A 3,283-nucleotide genomic window follows, 5' to 3' on the forward strand; every position below is an offset into this window, starting at 1 on the left:
GGCGTCGGCGTCGGCGTGGGCGTGGGCGTCGGGGCCGGGATCAGCCGGTTGACGGCCGTCACGGTGACCCCCTCGTCCAGGTTGTCGGAGGTGAGCACCAGCGGCCCGAAGACCGTGGTGTCCGGCGCGGTGTAGCCGTCCGGCGGGCTCACCTCCTGCCAGTAGTACGTCCCGGGCAGACCGCTGCCCTGGCAGATGCCGTCGGCCCCGGTGGTGCAGGGGTCACCGACCGGCGTGTCCTTCTTGTCGCCGGTGGTCTGGAGTCCGTCGGTGCCGTTGGTCTCGTGCCAGAGCTGGAACTTCGCCCCGGCCAGCGGCTTGCCGTCCTGGTCGTGCTTGACCAGCTTCAGCGCGCCCTCCTGCTGGCGGAAGCCGAAGTCGAAGGTGTGGTCGTTCTCGCCCGGTCCGCCGGTGGTCAGCGCCCGCTCGGGGAACTTCACGCCGGCGGGGACGATGCCCTTCGAATCGATGAAGTGGTTGTCACCGATGTCGTGTTCGGTCGGCACCCACTGGTAGAGCGGGCCTCCCTTGGCGTAGTCGGCCGGATTGTCCAGCTTGATGCTGTACTTGGTGTGCGGCTTGAGCCCGCCGTCGACGTTCGAGTCGTCGAAGTAGTACTCGCCGCGCGCCGTCGTCTTCGCCGTGCCGACCAGCTTCCCCGACTCGTCGTAGAGGTGGACGGTGGCGCCCTTCACCGGGCGCTGGCCCGGGTTCTGGATGCCCTTGCGCTCGGGGTCGTACCAGACCCGGTTGCCGATCTGCAACGGAGCCTGGTCGCAGAGCACTTCGAGGTCGCCCATCGCGGCGCCCTTGCCGAAGGGGGAGCTGGTCCCCGCCGGGGTCAACCGCAGGCCGAACTTCGGGTCGTTCGTACCGTCCTTGCGCTCCAGGAACGACGTGCCGTAGCCGACGGCGGTGTGGTCGGGGTCGAAGGCGGAGACCGCGATGGTGCTCTCGACCTTGGAGAGCGCCATGCCGGCGAACGCCGTGTTGTGGTGACCACCCCAGGCGGTGGCGAAGAACCGGGTGCCCCGGGGGGACAACCCGCAGCCGTTGTTGGTGTCCATCACGTACATGCCGTTCGACGGGCAGGCCTTGTTCAGGTCGCCGCCGGACATGACGGTGGCCGAGTTCGGCGCCGGGGCGCCCGGCCCGCGGTCGGCGAAGCGGTCCTTGAAGGCCACCAGCATCGAGCCGTCGGTCTCGAACTGGATCTCGCCGAGCTCCGGTTCGGGGAAGGCGATGGTGGTGTTGCCGCAGACCTTGCCGTTCTGCGAGGCCGGGAAGGTGCTGGTCCACGGGAACCAGCCCGCGCCGTCGCACGGGCCGACGCCGACGGTGGACTGGCGCGGGTAGTCCATCGGCTGGTCCAGCACCGGCTTGCCGAACACCCCGGTGCCGAGGTCGAACGGCAGGACCAGGGCGCGCACGTCGGTCAGCTTGCCGGTGGACTCGCCGGAGCAGACCCCGCCGAGGTAGCCGGTGCCGTCCTGCATGCCGAGGCCGTAGGGCCGCCAGTCCGCAGCCGACGGGCAGCCCGGGTCCGGGATCGGGTAGGAGGCCTTGGGCGCGGAGGCCGTCGGCTTGGTGACGTCGTAGCGGTAGAGCTTGCGGTCGTTCAGGTTGACGACGAACAGGTCCTTGCCGTCGTCGGTGATCTTGATGCCGCCCAGGCTCTCCTTTCCGGGCACGTCGAGGAAGGCGTCGTCCGTCCCCGGCCCGTGCGCGGTGCTGCCCGCGTTCGGGACGGTGGTGAAGACGGTCGTCTTCTTCTTCGCCGGGTCGCTCAGGTCGGTGACGTAGATCCCGCCGGAGCCGGCGGGGCCGTAGTCGGTGGTGCGCTTGGCCGTTGCCGCGGAGAACAGCCGCTTGTCCGCCTTGTTCCAGGCGAGGCCGAAGATCGTGCCGGTCTCGGCGTCGGTGGCGATGTTCGTCGCCGCGTTGCCGGGGCCCTCCTGGCCGCGCATGTCGTACGGGAAGGTGACCAGCGTGCGCTGGTTCCCGCCCTGGTAGGTGGCCGTCTGACAGGCGGTCGCCAACGGCGCGTTCTTCTGGCAGTAGTCCCCGGGGTTCCACAGACCGGTGGTGTAGGAGACGTTCTTGCCTCCGGACAGGTCGACGAACTCCTCGTTGGAGCTCAGCTGGTTCGGCGCGCCGTCCAGCCCCTGCCGCGAGGCGAACGCCGGGAACAGCACGCCCGGCTTCGGATTGACCACCTGCACCCGGTACTTGCCACCGGTGGCCTTGCTCGACGCCGGGGCCAGCGTCACCGTGCCGTCGGCCGCCGTGACGCCCTCGATCCCGACACCGGCGTCGTCGGTGAGCGTCACCTTCACGCCCGCGATCCCCGGCTCCAGCGCGGGCGTGTAGACACCGGAGGTGTCCACGGCCCGGATCACCTTGACCGTCACCGTTCCGTCGCCGGTCTGCGGGAACGCCGCCGGCGCCGCCGCCAAGGAGGAACTGCCGACCGCGATGGCGAGCGCCGCGACCCGGCCGATGGCCCGACGGCCGGAGCCACCGCCGCCCCGCCGTCGCCAACCGGGCCCGCGCGCCTGGCCGTTCATCGGTTCACTTGTTGTTGTCATCCCTGCTCTCATCATCCCGAGGGCCTACCGCCCGAGAGGGAGTTCGTGACGTGGCGGCGAACCGCCGTTTGTTAACGGGAGCTTAAAGGGACTTCACACAACCGGGAGGCGGAATGGGGAACTTTGACGTTCCGTCAGACGTATCCATGGAGCGTCACATTCCGGCTCACCCTACCGACACCGGGCCGACCAGTGCCAACTTGCCGGCCCGCGGACAGGGCGCGGGGCGGACGACCCGACGGAAGGGGCCCCGGACCAGGCAGGACGACCGTCGGCGCCTCACGTCATCACGGGCACGTCCCGGTTCGGGCACACCCCGAACAGAATCACACACGCCGGTTCCACCCCGGCCGCCCCCACGAGAAATCCCGTTCCGGACGGATCCAGGCGTTCGATCCGCGCCGACGACGACCCGCCGTACATCAACGGCGTTGACATAGACTTCCGGGCATGAGCGAACGCGTAGTCCCCGAGCCCCAGCGCCGACGCCGCAGGCCCACCAAGCAGGGCGTGGTGCTCTCCCGGCAGCTGATCATCGACACGGCGCTACGGCTGATCGGGCAGCACGGCGCCGACGCGCTCACCGTACGACGGCTCGGCGCCTCGCTCGGCGCCGACCCGAGCGCCGTCTACCGCTACTTCCACAGCACCGACGACCTGCTGCTCGCCGTCGCCGACGAGCTCATCGGCCACGC

General features: G+C 69.9%; 2 protein-coding genes. One reads left to right on the forward strand and one right to left on the reverse strand.

Annotation, left to right across the window (positions count from 1 at the left end; genetic code table 11):
- The coding region (locus J0670_RS33785) for an SdrD B-like domain-containing protein (RefSeq protein WP_207816125.1) at positions 1–2,588 on the reverse strand (2,588 nt) is incomplete at its 3' end.
- 450 nt (positions 2,589–3,038) lie between these two features.
- On the opposite strand from J0670_RS33785, the gene J0670_RS33790 reads away from it, so the two are divergent.
- Positions 3,039–3,283: helix-turn-helix domain-containing protein (locus tag J0670_RS33790; RefSeq protein WP_207816127.1), on the forward strand; the 245-nt coding region annotated here is incomplete at its 3' end.

This window comes from Streptomyces sp. FH025 (genome assembly GCF_017427025.1).
In the GTDB taxonomy this organism is placed as follows: Bacteria; Actinomycetota; Actinomycetes; order Streptomycetales; family Streptomycetaceae; genus Kitasatospora.